Source organism: Selenomonas sputigena ATCC 35185 (genome assembly GCF_000208405.1).
Taxonomy (GTDB): domain Bacteria; phylum Bacillota; class Negativicutes; order Selenomonadales; family Selenomonadaceae; genus Selenomonas; species Selenomonas sputigena.
Genome location: NC_015437.1, coordinates 2,024,847 through 2,040,661 on the forward strand (window position 1 = coordinate 2,024,847; position 15,815 = coordinate 2,040,661).

Annotated in this window: 16 protein-coding genes, 1 tRNA gene and 1 riboswitch; of the genes, 3 read left to right on the top strand and 14 right to left on the bottom strand. The window is 56.3% G+C overall.

The genetic code is table 11. The features are described from left to right. Nucleotides 1–147 precede the first annotated feature (147 nt). A riboswitch (cobalamin riboswitch) is annotated at nucleotides 148–351 on the bottom strand. 119 nt (nucleotides 352–470) lie between these two features. Both SELSP_RS09280 and SELSP_RS09285 read right to left on the bottom strand, forming a co-directional pair. Beyond that, nucleotides 471–1,445, bottom strand: a complete 975-nt coding sequence (locus SELSP_RS09280; RefSeq protein ID WP_006191037.1) for a sugar phosphate isomerase/epimerase family protein — start codon at nucleotides 1,443–1,445, stop codon at nucleotides 471–473. Nucleotides 1,446–1,748: 303 nt separating this feature from the next. Beyond that, nucleotides 1,749–3,725, bottom strand: coding sequence for a heavy metal translocating P-type ATPase (locus tag SELSP_RS09285; RefSeq protein ID WP_006191035.1), 1,977 nt, complete (start codon nucleotides 3,723–3,725; stop codon nucleotides 1,749–1,751). A 172-nt stretch (nucleotides 3,726–3,897) separates the two neighbouring features. Between SELSP_RS09285 and SELSP_RS09290 the strand changes: the two genes are divergently transcribed. The 3 genes from SELSP_RS09290 (at nucleotide 3,898) to SELSP_RS09300 (ending at nucleotide 5,685) form a co-directional block, all read left to right on the top strand. After that, nucleotides 3,898–4,458: a TetR/AcrR family transcriptional regulator gene (locus SELSP_RS09290; RefSeq protein ID WP_006191032.1), complete on the top strand. Its 561-nt coding sequence runs from the start codon at nucleotides 3,898–3,900 to the stop codon at nucleotides 4,456–4,458. A 69-nt stretch (nucleotides 4,459–4,527) separates the two neighbouring features. Further along, nucleotides 4,528–5,556, top strand: a complete 1,029-nt coding sequence (locus tag SELSP_RS09295; RefSeq protein WP_013740971.1) for a nuclease — start codon at nucleotides 4,528–4,530, stop codon at nucleotides 5,554–5,556. A 40-nt stretch (nucleotides 5,557–5,596) separates the two neighbouring features. Beyond that, nucleotides 5,597–5,685, top strand: a tRNA-Ser gene (locus tag SELSP_RS09300). 77 nt (nucleotides 5,686–5,762) lie between these two features. Here the strand turns inward: SELSP_RS09300 and SELSP_RS09305 are convergent. The 12 genes from SELSP_RS09305 to SELSP_RS09360 all read right to left on the bottom strand — a co-directional run bounded on the left by SELSP_RS09305 (nucleotide 5,763) and on the right by SELSP_RS09360 (nucleotide 15,545). Beyond that, nucleotides 5,763–6,188 carry a F0F1 ATP synthase subunit epsilon gene (locus tag SELSP_RS09305; RefSeq protein WP_006191028.1) on the bottom strand — a complete coding sequence of 142 codons (426 nt, stop codon included), beginning with the start codon at nucleotides 6,186–6,188 and terminating at the stop codon, nucleotides 5,763–5,765. A 3-nt stretch (nucleotides 6,189–6,191) separates the two neighbouring features. Continuing rightward, nucleotides 6,192–7,604 carry a F0F1 ATP synthase subunit beta gene (atpD, locus tag SELSP_RS09310; RefSeq protein WP_006191027.1) on the bottom strand — a complete coding sequence of 471 codons (1,413 nt, stop codon included), beginning with the start codon at nucleotides 7,602–7,604 and terminating at the stop codon, nucleotides 6,192–6,194. A gap of 12 nt (nucleotides 7,605–7,616) precedes the next feature. Then, a complete protein-coding gene (atpG, locus tag SELSP_RS09315) occupies nucleotides 7,617–8,468 on the bottom strand; it encodes an ATP synthase F1 subunit gamma (protein ID WP_006191025.1) in 852 nt (283 codons plus the stop codon). 17 nt (nucleotides 8,469–8,485) lie between these two features. Beyond that, nucleotides 8,486–10,006, bottom strand: coding sequence for a F0F1 ATP synthase subunit alpha (atpA, locus tag SELSP_RS09320; RefSeq protein WP_006191019.1), 1,521 nt, complete (start codon nucleotides 10,004–10,006; stop codon nucleotides 8,486–8,488). A gap of 22 nt (nucleotides 10,007–10,028) precedes the next feature. Then, on the bottom strand, nucleotides 10,029–10,571 hold the full coding sequence (atpH, locus tag SELSP_RS09325) for an ATP synthase F1 subunit delta (RefSeq protein WP_006191018.1): 543 nt from the start codon (nucleotides 10,569–10,571) through the stop codon (nucleotides 10,029–10,031). Then, nucleotides 10,565–11,068: a F0F1 ATP synthase subunit B gene (gene atpF / locus SELSP_RS09330; RefSeq protein WP_006191016.1), complete on the bottom strand. Its 504-nt coding sequence runs from the start codon at nucleotides 11,066–11,068 to the stop codon at nucleotides 10,565–10,567. Before atpF ends, atpH begins: the two co-directional genes overlap by 7 nt. Before the next feature lie 45 nt (nucleotides 11,069–11,113). Continuing rightward, the gene (gene atpE, locus SELSP_RS09335; RefSeq protein WP_006191010.1) at nucleotides 11,114–11,368 is read right to left on the bottom strand and encodes a F0F1 ATP synthase subunit C; all 255 of its coding nucleotides are present in this window, start codon (nucleotides 11,366–11,368) and stop codon (nucleotides 11,114–11,116) included. A gap of 91 nt (nucleotides 11,369–11,459) precedes the next feature. Further along, on the bottom strand, nucleotides 11,460–12,134 hold the full coding sequence (gene atpB, locus SELSP_RS09340; RefSeq protein ID WP_006191008.1) for a F0F1 ATP synthase subunit A: 675 nt from the start codon (nucleotides 12,132–12,134) through the stop codon (nucleotides 11,460–11,462). 85 nt (nucleotides 12,135–12,219) lie between these two features. Next, a complete protein-coding gene (locus SELSP_RS09345) occupies nucleotides 12,220–12,597 on the bottom strand; it encodes an ATP synthase subunit I (RefSeq protein WP_006191006.1) in 378 nt (125 codons plus the stop codon). Nucleotides 12,598–13,034: 437 nt separating this feature from the next. Continuing rightward, nucleotides 13,035–13,271, bottom strand: a complete 237-nt coding sequence (locus tag SELSP_RS09350; RefSeq protein WP_006191003.1) for an AtpZ/AtpI family protein — start codon at nucleotides 13,269–13,271, stop codon at nucleotides 13,035–13,037. Then, a complete protein-coding gene (gene wecB / locus SELSP_RS09355) occupies nucleotides 13,271–14,428 on the bottom strand; it encodes a non-hydrolyzing UDP-N-acetylglucosamine 2-epimerase (RefSeq protein WP_006191002.1) in 1,158 nt (385 codons plus the stop codon). The genes SELSP_RS09350 and wecB overlap by 1 nt, the downstream gene beginning before the upstream one ends. 67 nt (nucleotides 14,429–14,495) lie before the next feature. Continuing rightward, nucleotides 14,496–15,545, bottom strand: coding sequence for an MraY family glycosyltransferase (locus SELSP_RS09360; RefSeq protein WP_006191001.1), 1,050 nt, complete (start codon nucleotides 15,543–15,545; stop codon nucleotides 14,496–14,498). Nucleotides 15,546–15,815: the final 270 nt, after the last annotated feature.

The window sequence follows — 15,815 nt, forward strand, 5'->3', positions numbered from 1 at the left end:
GAATAGCACACATTCCCATTCCCATACAAAAAAGCCCTCCCTGCATCGCAGAAAGGGCACACTCCTATCACAATGGCACCGCAAAAGCCGCTTTGCCCAAAGGCAAATACGCTGCCGAAAATCTCCTTCCCATCGCTCGCAGGTCAAACGGTGATTGTCAATCAGGCAGTTCTCCTGGCTTCAGTTCATCACCTGTCTGCGCCTTCCCAAGGATTGACTCCTCAGTGACCATCTCAAGAAACACAAAGATTTTTCTCGTGCAGACCGGCTCGCTGCTACAGTGGCGGGACCGCTCCGGCATATACCGGATTCCCTATTAAGTCTTGCGACACCTGATCCAATCGGTATGAAGTTTTGCTAGTTTCCGAAAGATAGCGTAGCATTGAACAATACTCTTGTCAAGTAGGAATATCAGAAACTATGAATTTCTGCACTTCTGATCTTTAAGAAATCACCGACACATTCAGTTTCTATGAAATCGTATTCCGCAAAGCTTCTTGCTGTGTTTGCAGCTTTTCTTCCCAATCGGTACGCGAGCGCTGTATGAACTCGTGCACAAGATAGTCGGGGCAGATAAGATCGACGATGCGCCGCGCCGCATCCGTCTGAAACGGCTGATGGCGGTCGACCTGCAGGACGTATTCCATGGCTTCCTGCCAAGACAGGCTGCGATGCTCGCCCGCATGCTCCTCCATCATGCGCTTCGTATAGCTTCCCGAAAGCGATTGATGAAGATGCACGCCGTAGATTCGCTTGCCAAGTTCGCCAAGATTTCGATAAATCTCCTTCACATAGCGTGCACCATCTTCTTCGCTCGTGAGATCAGCATTCGTATTCATCAGATGCCCGACATCGAGCATGAAGCCCGTATCCGCATGGGAAACGCGCTCCAAAAGCGCACCTGCAAGCTGCGGCTTTTGAAATGTCAATCCCGGCCACCAGAGATTTTCAAAGAGTAGGCGCACACCCTGCGGTATCTCATCTGCGATCTCGTTGACAAGCTCGATTGTCCCTTCGATGACTTCTTCATCGGTATGAGCGAACTCGCGCGTATACATCTCCGAAGTCACATTGTGCGCGACATGAAAGACGAGATACTGCGGCCGACAAGTCGCCGCTTGGCGCAGATTCTCTTTCCAGCTTTCCACCCAGTCATCAACATCAAGAGAGCCATAGTAGGCGCGGATATTTTCCTCCGTGCCGAACTCTGCAAGGAGCGCAGCTTTATCCCCGCGCCAAAAATCCAGCCACGACGGCCAGAAAAGGAGATGTACGCCCTTGATATACGTGGGCGGATACATCGCTCGATCCCACGGCGCACAGAGCATGAATTCGATGCCATCGAGTCCGTAGCGCTGAATGAATTCATGGAGGGCTTCCGTTTTATTTTGCAGCAAATTCTCTATATCGCAGCCTGCATTCGATATATTCACCAGTTCCAGCATAAAATCTCCTGATTCATTATCGTCTGAAAAATTCCTTCATTTTGAAAAACATGGCAAGTTCAGTCTATCATAGACGGACATCCAACGTCAAGAATCTGGACGGAACGATATATATCATGGAATTTACTATGAAAGTCCAAGAAGTCAAGCCCGAAGGGCGCAGACGGATTGGTAAACTTTCATTAAGGGCGGCGCACAATGTCCACAAAGTGGACGTTTGTGCGTGTAGCTTATGCAATCCATAGGACTTTGCATAAATTAGATCCAACTCATGCAAAGCCATGCTCTTATATTTATGAAACTCTAGTCAAATTTCCTATCGTAGAGCAGCGCAGCGATCAGGACGACGAAGCACGAGCCGGCATTGTGCACGAGCGCACCCGTCGTAGGGTTGAGCTCCTGCATGAGAGACAGGACGATGGCAACAAAATTGATGCACATCGAGAGCGTGATGCTGAGCTTGATCGTCGTCGCCGTGGCATTGGCGAGGCGCTTGAGGTAGGTCACCTCGCCAACATCGTCGCGCATCAGCGCTATGTCAGCGGCTTCGACGGCGATATCGCTTCCCATCACGCCCATCGCCGCGCTGACGTCAGCACACTTCAAGGCGGGTGCGTCGTTCACGCCATCGCCAATCATCAGAACTTTGCGCCCCTTTTCCTGCAGGTTCCTGACGTGTGCGACCTTATCTTCGGGCAAAAGATCCGCATGGATCTCGTCGATGCCGACTTGGCTCGCAAAGTAGGCCGCGGTTTCCTTGTTGTCACCCGTCAGGAGCACGGTGCGCACATCCATAGTGTGCAGGCGCTCGACCATCGCCTTCGCCTCGGGACGCAGCGTATCGGAGAGGGCGAGCGCACCGATGCACCTCTCCCCTTCCGCCGCGAGCACGAGCGCCTTGCCTTCGGCGCGCAGGCGCTCCAAAGCTTCACGCATCGGCGCTTCCGGCATGACGCCGTTTTCCGCGAGAAAGCTCACGCTGCCGCACAAGAGTTTTCGCCCTGCGACCTTTGCCGAGACGCCCCTGCCCGCCGTCATGCGGAAATTCTCCGAAGGCGCAAGCGCGACGTCCTGCGCCTTCGCATGGGCGACGATCGCCTTGCCCAGCGGATGCTCGCTCCTCGCCTCAGCGGAGGCGACGATTTGGAGCAATTCCTCTTCACTGACAGTTTCAGCAAAGGGCAGGACATCGCTGACAGAGAGTTTGCCGCAGGTCAATGTGCCTGTCTTGTCGAAGGCGATCGTATCGACCTTGCCCATCTTTTCCAAGGTCTCGCCCGATTTGATGATGACACCGCGCTTCGTCGCCTGTCCGATCGCCGCCATGATCGCCGTGGGCGTCGCCAAGACGAGAGCGCACGGGCAGAAGACGACCAGCAGCGTGACTGCAATGATGATGTTCGCCGTCGCAGCATAGGCGCCGACGGCGAGCACGAGCACGATGGGAACGAGCCAGCTCGCCCAGCGGTCGGCGATGCGCTGCATCGGCGCCTGCTTATCCTCGGCTTCCTGCACCATGCGGATGAGCCTTTGCAGGGAGCTTGACTCGCCGACCTCCTTCACTTCGACATCGACCGAGCCAAAACAGTTGAGTGTGCCGCAGAAGATCTCTTCGCCCACACCCTTGTCGACGGGCAGGGATTCGCCCGTCATGACGGACTGATCGACGGAAGTCTCGCCTGCAAGAATCGTGCCGTCCACGGGAATCCGTTCGCCAGGCAGGATGCGCAGCACATCGCCGCGCACGATCTCTTCGAGCGCGATCATTTCCTCCCTGCCGTTTCGGATTCTCCGCCCCTGCGTCGGCGAAAGCGCGAGGAGATTCTTTAATCCCTTCTTCGCACGCTCCGTAATCGCCTCTTCGAGAAGTGCGCCGAGCGCCATGATGAAGGCGACCTCGCCCGCCGCGAAGAGATCGCCGATGGCGATCGCTGCAAACATCGCCATCGAGATCAGAAGCGCCGATGAGATCTTGCTGATGCCGCGATTGTAAATGATGCGCCAAACGGACAGGTAGAGCAGCGGAATGCCGCAGATGACGACCGTAACCCATGCGGGGTCGAACGGCAAAATCTGCATGGGCGCCGCTTCCGCGCCGAACTCCTCCATCACATGCGGCACGAGATCGAGCAGCAGGAATGCCGCCGCCACGAGCGTCATGGAAAGGCTCGCAAGAAAATCATTGAGCCTCTTGAGTAGCGCCGCACTTTGCAGTCTGTCGCAGCCATAGCCGCTTGGCTGCAAAGGTTTCTTTCCCTGTACCGCATTCGCCTCTGCCATAAAGATCCCCCATTTCCTTGACAAGATGACATCCTCTTGCGTACAATAAATGCAATAGAGAACATAGTGTTCTTTATTATTCTAAGCAGATGTCCGCAAGAAAACAACGGATGATTGAGGCGTCGCGTTTTTTACGGAACATCTCGATAAATTTGTACGGCGAAGGGGATTTATGGACAGACGACAGAAAAAGACGAGGGCGGCAATCTTTGCCGCTTTCAGCGAGCTTGCAGCGAAGAAGCGCTACAACAAGATCACGGTGCAGGAGATCATCGACAGCGCCGACATCGGACGCACGACCTTCTACGCGCACTTCGAGACGAAGGACGATCTCCTCAAGGCTCTTTGCGAGGAGCTTTTCGGCCACATCGTCGGCAGCGCGATGGACCGCACGCACACGCACGGGATGTACTCGGATGGCCAAGCGCCCCACTCCGTCTTCCTGCACCTCCTGCAGCATCTCGAAGAGAACGACAGCAATATCCTCGGACTGCTGTCATCTGCGAGCAGCGACATCTTCCTGCGCTATTTCAAGGACAGTTTGAAGGAGCTCGTGCGCCTGCACATCGTCGCGCACGGAAGGGAAAATCCCGCCGTGCCGCAGGATTTTCTCGTCAACCACATCACGGGCAGCTTCGTCGAAATGACACTGTGGTGGCTCAAGGGCGGCCGAAAGATGACGCCCGAAGATCTCGACCGCTGCTTTCGCGCCGTGATCGAGCCGATTCTCTAGCATGAAGGACGCAAGTATACTGGCTAGAAGAGATTTTTAATGCTATAATGACAGAAAGAAGGTGAGTTCGTGCAAAAAGAGGAACAGATTTCAGGAAAAGATCATACGCTTCCTTACCAAAATCCAATCTACGACCAACATGCCAAACGTCTGCTTTCACAAAGAGCCATCATGGCGCGCCTTCTCAAACGAACCGTACCAGAATTTGAAAAAGTCTCCATTTCCGACATCGCCGAAAAATACATCGAAGGCACGCCACAAATCAGTGAGATTCCTATCGACCGAGATAAGACGAATACGGTGAGAAAATCTCCTAAAGAAATCTTTGGCGATGCCACGGAAAACGTCGCCATCACCGAAGGTTGGATTCGCTTTGACATCTTATTTCGCGCACGCGCCCCCAAATCAGGAGAATTGATCACATTGATCGTCAACGTCGAGGCGCAGAGAACGCAGCGTAGGTCGAAACTCGGTTACGCACTTTTACGTCGTGCCATCTACTATGCCAGTCGCTTGATTTCCTCCCAAAAGGAAACCGAATTTACCGGGTCTTCCTACGATGATATCAAGAAAGTTTACAGCATCTGGCTCTGCATGGATTCCCCCAACGGCAAAAGCGCCATCAATCGCTACGAACTGAATGAACATCACATTCTTCACTGCCATAGGGAAAATCGCGTCGACTATGACTTGATAAGCATCATCACGATCCATCTTGGAGACGAGCAGCAGCTAAACGAGGATTGGCTCATCCGTTTTCTAAAAATCCTATTCAAGGATACAAAGACGTCTCCATCAGAAAAGAAGAACCTACTAAAAAATGAATTCGATCTTGATACGACTACAGATATAGAAGAGGAGTTGAAGACGATGTGCAACCTGAGTACAGGCATCTATGAGCAGGGCATGGAACACGGCATGGAACGCGGCATGGAGCGCGGTATGGAGCGCGGCATGGAGCGCGGCATAGAAAAGAATCGCTTAGATACAGCACTTTCTATGCTCAAAGAGAATCTTCCCCTCGATATGATTGCCCGAATTACAAACCTATCACTGGACAAGATCAAATCCTTGCAAAAAGAACATTCGATACATTGACAGTCCTCGCCCCTTTTGCTAAAATGGTACAGCAAGTCACGGAGAGGTGTCCGAGCGGTTTATGGAGCCGGTCTTGAAAACCGGTGATGCAGCGATGCACCGTGGGTTCGAATCCCACCCTCTCCGCCATGATGAAATAATTGACGCATAGATAAAAAGACGGTGCATGAATCTTCGGATTCATGCACCGTCTTTTTTGAGGTTGCTTATTTGTCGTAGGATGTCTTCGTCGCATCGAGACGCGCGATGGCGCGGAGCAGAGCCGCTTCGGCACGCTGGAGGTCGATCTCCTTCGACGCCGAGGCGCTGCGGAACGCTTCGATGCGCTCCTTCGCTCTCTGATAAGCGCGCTGGGCGCGGTTGATGTCGATGTCGATCGGCTCTTCGGCGGCCGAGGCGAGCACCGTGATCTTCTCGGGCTGCACTTCCATGAAGCCCCCGGAGACGGCGATGAGTTCTTCGCGATCGGGGAACTTCACATGCATGGCATGGGGCAGCAGCCCCGTGACAAGCGGCGCGTGATGCGGCAGGATGCCTAGCTCGCCGCCCGTCGAGCGCACGATGAGCATGGCGATGTCGTCGCTGTAGACAACCCGGTCGGGGGAGACAATTTCGAGCTTGATGGAAGCCACGAATCATCCCTCCTTTTTGATCTTGTCCGCTTTTTCGATGACCTCGTCGATGTTGCCGACCATGTAGAACGCGTTCTCGGGCAGATCGTCGTACTTGCCTTCGAGAATTTCTTTGAAGCCGCGAATCGTTTCCTTCAGCGGCACGTACTTGCCGGGCGAGCCCGTGAAGACTTCGGCGACGGCAAATGGCTGCGACAGGAAGCGCTGGATCTTACGCGCACGCGCAACGGTGAGCTTGTCCTCGTCGGAAAGCTCTTCCATGCCGAGAATCGCGATGATGTCCTGCAGTTCCTTGTACTTCTGAAGCACCGCCTGCACGCCGCGCGCGACTTCGTAGTGATCCTCGCCGATAACGTTCGGGTCGAGGATGCGCGAGGTGGAATCCAAAGGATCGACGGCGGGATAGATGCCGAGCTCGGCGATCTGGCGCGAAAGAACGGTCGTTGCATCGAGATGCGTGAACGTCGCTGCAGGCGCCGGGTCCGTCAAGTCGTCGGCAGGCACATAGACCGCCTGCACGGACGTGATCGATCCTTTCTTCGTCGAGGTGATGCGCTCCTGCAGAGCGCCGACGTCCGTCGTCAATGTCGGCTGGTAGCCGACGGCGGAAGGCATGCGGCCGAGAAGAGCCGAAACCTCGGAACCCGCCTGAATGAAGCGGAAGATGTTGTCGATGAAGAGCAGCACGTCCTGCCCCTGCACATCGCGGAAGTATTCCGCCATCGTCAGACCCGTCAGGGCGACGCGCATACGTGCTCCCGGCGGCTCGTTCATCTGACCGTAGACGAGCGCCGTCTTGTCGATGACGCCCGACTCCGTCATTTCCGACCAGAGGTCGTTGCCTTCACGCGTACGCTCACCGACGCCGGCGAATACGGAGTAGCCGCCGTGCTCGGTCGCGATATTATGGATAAGCTCCATGATGAGAACCGTCTTGCCGACGCCCGCGCCGCCGAAAAGACCGATCTTACCGCCGCGCGAGTACGGGGCGATGAGGTCGACGACTTTGATGCCTGTCTCAAGGATCTGCGTCGACGTCTCCTGCTCATCGAACTTCGGCGCCGGACGATGGATCGGCCAAGACTCCTTATTGCCGACGGGAGCAGGATTGTGATCGACCGTGCGGCCGAGCACGTTGAAGACGCGCCCGAGGCACGCATCGCCGACGGGCACCTTGATCGGCGCGCCCGTGTCTTCGGCTTCCATGCCGCGCATGAGACCGTCCGTCGAGCTCATGGCGATGCAGCGTGTGACGCTGTCGCCGAGATGCTGCATGACTTCGACGACGAGGTCGATGTCGAGGTCTTCCACCTTGCCTTGGATCGTGATGGCATTGAGGATGGCCGGCAGCTCTCCCGCCGAAAATTCGATATCTACGACAGGTCCGATGACCTGTACGACTTTACCTTTAGCCAATGCTAAACCTCCTTACTTCAAGGCTTCCGCACCGCCCACGATCTCAGTGATCTCGCGGGTTATGCCAGCCTGACGCACTTTGTTGTAGTGCAGGTCGAGCTTACGGATGAGTTCCTCGGCGTTATCCGTCGCGTTGCTCATCGCGTTCATGCGGGAGCTGAGTTCGCTCGCGGCGGACTGCAAGAGCGCCGCGTACACCGTCGTCACGAGGTACTGCGGCAACAGGAAGCCCAAGACTTCCTCCGCCGACGGCTCGTAGATGTACTCCGCATGAGGGCCTTCCTTCGCCTCGCCGAGCCCTGCAAAGGGCAGGAGCTGCATCGTTTCCGGCACGCAGCTGATCGACGAGATGAAGCGCGTGTAGACCATGTGGATCTCCTTGATGCCGCCTTCGGTGAAGCGATTCGTAAGATCTTGGGCTATCGTGCGCGCTTCTTCGTAAGTCGGACGCTCGCTGATGCCGATGTAGGATTCCGCGACGTCGAAGCCTCTGTGCTTGAAATGATCGCGCGCCTTGCGGCCCACGGTCACAAGCGTCGTCTTCGACTTGTCCTCTATGAGACTGAGGGCGAGCTTGAATACGTTGCTCGAATAAGCACCCGCAAGCCCTTTGTCAGCGGCGCAGACGAGATAGAGCGTCTTGCCGTCCGGATGCGTCTCCAACAGCGGATGGCTGAAATCGCCGGCATTCGCCGCGATGTCCTTGACCACCTCAGCCATCTTTTCCGCGTAGGGGCGGTTGTTCGTCGCCGCATCCTTGGCACGGCGCAGCCTTGAGGTCGCGATCATATTCATAGCGTTCGTGATCTGCTGGATGCTTTTTACGCTCTTGATCCTTCGGCGTATATCCTGCAAGCTAGCCAAAATGAATCACCTCGCTATTATTCTTTGACCCTGTAAGAAATCGTCTCCTTGAACCCCTCGATGCACTTCTTGATCTCGGCTTCCAAAGCATCGTCGAGCTTCTTCTGCTCAGCGATTTTCTTACCGATATCGGCATGGCTTGCGTGCATGAACTTGATGAAGTCCTCCTGGAACTTGACGACTTTCTCGACGGGGATGTCCGCGAGGAAGCCGCGCACGGCCGTGAAGAGCACGAGCACCTGATCCTCGACGGCGAGCGGCGTGTACTGCGGCTGTTTCAAGGTCTCAACCATGCGTGCGCCGCGATCGAGCTGCTCCTTCGTCGCCTTGTCGAGGTCGGAACCGAACTGCGCGAAAGCAGCGAGCTCACGATACTGTGCGAGGTCGAGACGCAAGGTGCCCGCGACCTGCTTCATCGCCTTGATCTGCGCCGATCCGCCGACGCGCGAGACGGAGAGACCGACGTTGATCGCCGGACGGATGCCCGAGTAGAACGCATCGGTTTCAAGCATGATCTGACCGTCGGTGATGGAGATGACGTTCGTCGGGATGTACGCCGAGAGGTCGCCTGCCAGCGTCTCGATGACAGGCAGAGCCGTGATGGAGCCTGCGCCAAGCTCATCGGAGAGCTTCGCCGCGCGCTCCAAGAGGCGCGAATGCAGGTAGAAGACGTCGCCCGGATAGGCTTCACGCCCCGGCGGACGGCGCAGGAGAAGCGACATCGCGCGGTAAGCGGCGGCGTGCTTCGTCAGATCGTCGTAAACGCAGAGTGCATGGCCGCCCTTGTACATGAAGTACTCCGCCATGGCGACGCCCGCGTACGGCGCAAGATACTGCAAGGGAGCGCTGTCCGCCGCCGTCGCAGCGACGACGATGGAATATTCCATCGCGCCGGCGTCTTCGAGCGTCTTGACAACGCGTGCGACCGTCGACGCTTTCTGGCCGATGGCAACATAGACGCAGATGCAGTTCTGTCCCTTCTGGTTGAGGATCGTATCGACGGCGATCGCCGTCTTGCCCGTGCCGCGGTCGCCGATGATGAGCTCGCGCTGGCCGCGGCCGATCGGCACGAGGCCGTCGATCGCCTTGAGGCCTGTCTGCAGCGGCTCATGGACGGACTTTCTGTCCGCGATGCCCGGCGCGGAGAACTCGACGGCGCGATGCTCTGCCGCCTGAATGGGTCCCTTGCCGTCGATCGGACGCCCGAGAGCGTCGACGACGCGGCCGACCATGTTCTCACCGACCGGCACCTGCATGATCTTCTTCGTGCGCTTGACCGTCGCACCTTCCTTGATTTCCGTGTCGCCGCCCAAGATAACGGCGCCGACGTCGTCCTGATCGAGGTTCAGGGCAAGACCGTATACATCATTGCCGAAATCGAGCAGCTCGCCTGCCATGGCTTTCGTGAGGCCGTGGATATGGGCGATGCCGTCACCGATCTCGATAACAGTGCCGACATCATCGACGTTCAGATCGACGTTGTAGTTCTTGATCTGGTCTTTGATGATGGCTGTTATTTCTTCCGGATTCATTTTCATCTTATGCTGTCACCCCAATTTCTCACTTGTTCGCCAGTATCTCGGCGCGCAGTGCTGCAAGTCTGCCCTGTACGCTGCCGTCGATGCGCTTGTCGCCGATCTGGGCGATCGCACCGCCGATGATGGCGGCGTCGATGTGCTTCCTGAGCTTCACGCTGCGCCCCGTCGCCTTTTCGAGCTTTTCGGCGAGAAGCTTTTCCAGCGCTCCCGTCAACGGATGCGCCGTCGTGATGTCCGCGACGACGATGCCCTGCGCCTCGTTGGAAAAATCTTGATACTGGGCATCGATGACCTCCAGAAGGTCCATGCGATGCTTGTCGATCAAGAGCATGATGAAGTTCTCAATGTCCGAGGAGAGTTCGCCCGAGAAAATCTTCTTGAACAGCGATTTCTTCGCTTCAGGCGGCACCTGCGGATTCGTCGCGAAGCCTCGGAGCATCGGCTCATCGAATACAGCGCGCGTCACGCCCGTGAGTTCTTCGCCGTACTCCTTGAGTTTCTTCTCATCCGCGGCAATCTCGAAGATGGCGCGCGAATACTTTTTCGCCAGTTGCAGATTCAGCATGAGAGATCACCAAGCTTTTCGTTGCCGAGTCGATCGGCGAACTCGGCGATGAGGCTCTCGTTCGCCTTCTCGTCGAGGTTCTTCGCGATGACCTTGCTCGCCGCCGCCATCGAAAGGGCAACGACCTCGGCGCGAAGCGTCTCCGCTGCCGCGCGGCGCTCGCGCTCGATCTCCTCTGCCGCAGACTTCTTCATCTGCTCAATATCGCGCTTCGTCTTCACGACGCTCTCATCGCGCTCCTCCGCCGCCTGACGTGAAGCGGAGTCGATGATGCTTTGCGCCTTGACGCGGGCGCTCGCGAGCTGATCCTCGTATTCCTTCTTGAGGGCTTCGGCCTTTTCCACGTCCTCGTCCGCTTTGGCGAGGCTCATTTCGATCTTCTTCTGACGCTCCTGGAGCATGTTGACGATCGGCTTATAGGCAAAGGCGCGAAGCAGCACGACAAGAATCAGGAAGTTCAGGATCTGAGCCGCAAGGGTCCAATTTATATCGATCAATTTGCTGTACCCCCTTTTCTGTGATAGAGAGAATTTACGCTCTCCTTATTTCGTCAGAAGCGGGTTCGCATAAAGCATGATCAGGGCAACAACCGTCGCGATGATCGCCATAGCTTCGATCAGACCGACGGAAATCAGCGTGTTCGTGAAGAGGGCGTTCTTCGCCTCCGGCTGACGCGTGATGCCTTCGATGAAGCGCGCCGTGACAAGACCGTCGCCGATGCCGGCGCCGATCGCAGCAAGACCCATCGTAATACCTGCGCCAATCAAAGCGGCTGCTACCATAATCGCGTTTTCCATGAAAGATTTCCTCCTTAAAGATACACTCGCTCAAGCAACTTGGCTCAAGCCTCAAAAGAAACATGCGGGAGCGCCAAGCGCCTCCCCGCCCTCAATGCTCTTCGCCTGAATGGAAGGCGTTCGACAGATAGGCAATCGACAGCATCGTGAAGATGACCGCCTGCACCATGCCGATAAAGATACTGAAGGCAAGCCAAAGGACGGACGGCACAGGCATCCAGATCGGCAAGAGCTTCAGCAAGATGATGATGAGTATCTCACCCGCGAGGATGTTGCCGAATAGACGAAAGGCCAGAGTGATGGGCTTCGCCACTTCCTCGATGATGTTGAGGATGACGAAGACGGGCGTCGGCTGGAAGAAGTGCTTGATGTACTTCATGCCTCCTATGTAGAGTCCCAGTCCATGCACCAAGGCGACGACAAAGAGCGCTAGCCCCAACGTGGTGTTCAAGTCATTCGTCGGCGACGCCATCTTCGGCACGAGGCCGATCCAGTTGGAAACCAAGAGAAACATGAACAAGGTGATGATCATTGGCGCGAGCCAGCGGCCTTTGGGGCCCAAAGTCGCATCCATCTGCTCATGCAGCCACACGACGACCATCTCCAGCACGTTCTGCCAGCCCGAGGGAATGAGCTGCAAATTGCGCGTCGCGAGAATCGCGATGAGAAGGACGACCGCCATGGTGATCCATGTCATGATCAAGGTTTCCTCATTGAAGGTCATGCCGGCGAACTGAATAACTTCGCGAACACCGATTTCATGCATGTTTAACTACCTCCCTTTCGGATAAATCTCGGAGAGCGCCGAAAAGCAGCCTCCCCGGAAAGCGCGGACTCAGTCCGCCTTTCCCTTATCGGTCTTTTTCGAGCGCGAGCAGCATGATGTGGAGCATCGTCACGACGTAGCATAGGGCAAAGCCCGAAACCACTGTGAAGAACACCTCGGTCGAGATCTGCACGGCAGCCCAAAACACGATAAAAATCGTGACGAGCCGCAGAAAAAATCCCTGCCGCATCTCGCGCTTGGCGCGTTCGACGGTCAGCGTCGTGCTTCGCCACGTGCGCCATACGAGATTCCACAGACAGACTGCCGCCGCCAGATAGCCGATGAGCCATGCGCCAATGAGACCTGCACGTCCGCCGGCAGCGAACGAGACGAGTGCCATGAGCGCAAAGCCAAGAAGCCATGCAGCGAGCCGCTTCGCATATACCGATAAGACTTCCCTCACATATTCCTCCTTCGGCGGAAAAAGCGCCGTGGTGCGAATATCTTCTCAAACTGCCATGAAAAATTTCAAAGAGAACTTCCACGGCTATTTCGTTATTTCGACAAAAGAAGCCATTCCCCTGCCGAAAACAAGCGGAAATCACCATAAAATTAAAGAATGATAAAATAACTAAAAATAGACGGTAATTATATAAACAGAATCTATTTTCCCATAAATAAATAATCAATATGGATTATGGCAGAATCCATAACTCCACCTTGTCAATGTGCGCTGCAGGAATCCGCCTTGCCTTCCCCATCTGCAGCAGTGAAAGGACAAATATTCTCCGCTATACGAGAATGCGACGTTATACCTATGTATCGCAAAAAAGAGAGACAACCTTAAGCATTTCCTAAGTTTCTCCGGAAACTTTTCTTGTTCCACTGCTTGCAACATCGTCAGCGCATACGGCGCACGCGCCGATAGACGGAAAAGAGGGCGAGCGGAAACCCCACGAGGATTCCCGCAAAGATTCCCTTGTGTCCCAAGGCGAAGACCTCATCCGCCAAGCTTCCCGCGTACATGCAAATGCCGAGAACAGCACAGAAGAAGATGCCGATGCCGCTCAAAAAGAGGTAGGCGTCGAGTGCCTGACGGAGCGCACCCTTTTCCTTCGGCGCTGTTTGCCGTTCCATCAGCAAGCGGAGAAGACATCGGGCTTTTCATGGGAAAGACCCGCATGGTAAAAGATCGCCTGGATGATGCGGCGCGCAGCCTCACCGTCTCCGTAGGGATTGCAGGCGCCGCTCATGCGTTGGTAAGCAGCATCGTCGGTCAGAAGTTCCTTCGCTTCCCTGTAGACGCGCTCCTTATCCGTGCCGACGAGGCGCACCGTCCCCGCTTCCACAGCTTCGGGCCGCTCCGTCGTATTGCGCAGCACGAGCACAGGCTTGCCAAGCGCCGGCGCCTCCTCCTGCACACCTCCCGAATCCGTAAGAATGAGGTGCGATCGCGCCATCAGGTTCGCGAACGGCTCGTAGTCCAACGGATCGATGAGGTGGACGCGGTCGAGGCCGCCGAGCTCTTCGCGGGCGACTTCGCGCACCTTGGGATTCTTGTGCATAGGGAACACCGCTTCGATGTCGGAAAGTTCCTCGACAAGTTCCTTGAGCGCCTTGTAGACGTGGCGCATCGGCTCGCCGAGATTCTCACGCCGATGCGTCGTCACGAGCACGACGCGCCGCCCCCCACGGCCGAGGCCGTCGAGCAGCGCATCGTCGAAGGAAAAATCCTCGCGCACCGTCTGCCGCAGGGCGTCGATGACCGTATTACCCGTGACGAAGATGCGGCTTTCGCTCACGCCCTCGCGCAGAAGATTCGCCTTTGCTGTCATCGTCGGCGCAAAGTGGAGGTCAGCGATCGCTCCCGTGAGCTTGCGGTTCATCTCCTCGGGAAACGGCGAATACTTGTCCTGTGTACGAAGTCCCGCCTCCACATGTCCGACCGCTGTCTGATGATAATAAGAAGCGAGCGCTCCGGCAAACGTCGTCGTCGTGTCGCCATGCACGAGCACGATGTCGGGCTTCTCCTTCGTAAGAACGCCATCGAGCCCTAGGAGCGCCTTCGACGTGATGTCGAAGAGCGTCTGTCCCTGCGCCATGATGTCGAGATCGTAGTCGGGCGTGATAGAAAAGAGCGAAAGCACTTGGTCGAGCATCTCGCGGTGCTGCGCCGTCACAGCGACGAGCGGCGTTATCTCTGCCTCATGCTTCTTGAGTTCGAGCACGATCGGCGCCATCTTGATCGCCTCGGGGCGCGTGCCGAAAACCGTCATGACCTTGATCTTCTTCATAGGTTTGTTCTCCTTTTCCCTCACTGGAACGAACGCGTGGAAAGTATGGCAAAAACTCCGCCCCGCATCAATGCGTCTGGGCGGAATCGTTCATGCGGAAGATGCCGAGCTTCTTCGCGCCAAAGAGCACGGAGACGACGACGCCGGCGAAGATGAGAAGCGCAATGCCGCCCGAAACCTCCGTCAAGGCGACGGCACTCAGACCCAAAAGGGCGCTGATGATGTACATCAAGAGCACCGCCTGGCGCTGCGTGAAGCCGAGGTCAAGCAGGCGGTGATGCAAGTGTCCCTTGTCCGGCTTGAAGATCGGCACGCCGCCGCGATAGCGGCGCACGATGGCGAAAGTCGTATCCATGATGGGAAGGCCGAGCGCGAGAATCGGCACGATGAGAGCGATCGTCGCCGCGCTCTTGACGGCGCCGATGACGGAGATGCCCGCGAGCATGAAGCCGAGGAACATGCTGCCCGTGTCACCCATGAAGATCTTCGCCGGATTGAAGTTGTAGAAAAGGAAGCCGATGGCAGCTCCCGCAAGCGCCGCCGTCAGCACGGCGACGAGCGCATAGCCCTGCTGCAGGGCGACGAGACAGATGGTCACAGACGCAATGGTGGCGACGCCCGCCGCCAAGCCGTCGAGACCGTCGATGAGGTTCACGGTATTCGTCAGACCGACGATCCAGAAGATCGTCGCGGGTATGGCAAGATACTCAAGGTAAAGATAATCACCGAACGGATCGGTGATGAAGTCAATGCGCACATCGAAAGCGACGAGCACGCAGGCACAGACGATCTGCCCAAGGAGCTTGACCTTCGCAGGCAGATTCTTGTAGTCGTCAACGAGTCCCAGAAGCACGATGAGAGAGCCGCCCGTCATGAGTCCTGCCAGTTCAGTCAAAACCTCATCCGAAAGCTCCCCGTAAGTCATAAAGCTGAGCATCGCGACCATAAAGGCGATGTAGATGCCGACGCCGCCGATGCGCGGCACCGGCTTCTTATGAACCTTGCGCGCGTCTGGCGCATCGAGCGCCCCCGTTTTTTCTGCAAAAAAAATGACCGCCGGCGTCACGGCAACCGCGACAACCATGGCGACGAGGAACGCCAAAACGTGATTCGGCATGGAAAACAGCACCCCTTTTATATACCCGCAGGACGCATCCAAAAGCGTCACCGTTTCTATTCAACAGCCACTCCACTTTTTCATGAACCATTTTATCATGAAAGCCCAAGAAGTCAAGCCCGTAGGGCGCAGACCGATTGGCTGCTTTCATATAAGGGCGGCGCACAATGTCCACAAAGTGGACGTTTGTGCGTGTAGTTATGGGTCGTGACCCAGTGTCGCATGCAAAGCATGCGACACAGTAAACCACCCGCTATGCGGGTGGAAGAC